This window comes from Endozoicomonas sp. SESOKO3, from assembly GCF_024606255.1.
This window is the reverse complement of the sequence record NZ_JAHHPR010000414.1, coordinates 1-1,170: the sequence shown is the minus strand read 5'-3', so window position 1 is coordinate 1,170 and position 1,170 is coordinate 1. Positions and strand designations below refer to the sequence as shown.

General features: G+C 48.5%; 1 protein-coding gene. It reads left to right on the top strand.

Translation table 11 applies throughout. From position 1 onward, the window contains the following. Window positions 1–1,170 (top strand): hypothetical protein (locus tag KDK18_RS07160; protein ID WP_257254195.1); only part of this gene is annotated, 1,170 nt, incomplete at both ends.

Here is a 1,170-nt window from a genome sequence, read left to right as displayed (position 1 = left end):
CGGTCATCGCCAACTACGTTCTTGACGATATTGCCTTTGAAAACGGCCGCAAGACAGCAGCATTCATGGTCAAGGTTCAGGATACCCTGACACCTTATGCTCATGCTACCGGCATGTCTGAATCAGACCTGTTCAAGGCTATCGATAGCACATTGATGCTGGCTCATACCGTTGCTGCTGAGCTACAGCTAAACGATTACTGGATCAAGCCTTCAGCCTTCATGGTACAAGCCCTAACCGGGTACTACTCCAGCTACAAACCTTTAATGGTGACCCATACCGCCCCGGAAGCTGTCAGGCTATTCCTCTCAAACATGCAGCTCCTCTATTTTCTGGATCTGACCAACAGGGGCGATTACATGCACAGGATGCTCATACCTTTCGAACACTGGATGGAACGCTATAGAGTTGATCTTGACCGAACCCGCCAATATGCCTATCACAGCAGAATTGAAGAAATCTCTGAAGTGGGCGCTCTGGCAATGCCATTAGGTAAGGCTGCTTCCTCGGTTATTCTAATGAAAACCGGCTCTGCGCTGTTCACCAGACAGTACAACGCCAACTCCCATAGGTACCGCACCATTTACCGTCTGGTCCCCGAAATGGTTAAATCCATGGGATCCGGACAAGGAATTCAGATACCGCTGGTGCACAGGATCACACCGGAAAAAGTGAAAATTCTGGTCTCTGCCACAGCCGGCATCGTACTGGGTCCGGTAGCCACTGCCGGAGCATACGCCCACGGTCTTTTATCCGGGTTTACCTACGTGCAAACATTCGGATTAGCTCTTACAACAAGCCTCACTTTCGACTTTTTCATGAACGACAACAAGATACTAACTGACTGGCTGGGAGGACCTCTGGGCCGAAGTCTTGACAAACTTAATCGCTGGAGAGGCCTGGGTGAAACGAAAACTGACTATGTTAAACGCACTGCCATTGCCAAGCCTCAACGCTACAATGAAACGGATGAAAAGTATGCTTGCCGTGTTAAAGTAAAGAACGTAATGTACGGCTGGATGCGAAACGAGAACTATCTTCAGTTTCGTGAACGGCGTGACCGAACCATGAAAATGTACAGCAATGGCTGGGAGAAATACTTCAAAAAAAATGTGCCTAAATGGTCATTCTCCCATGCAGAAAGTATTCCTTACTCTTACACTCTGGGTG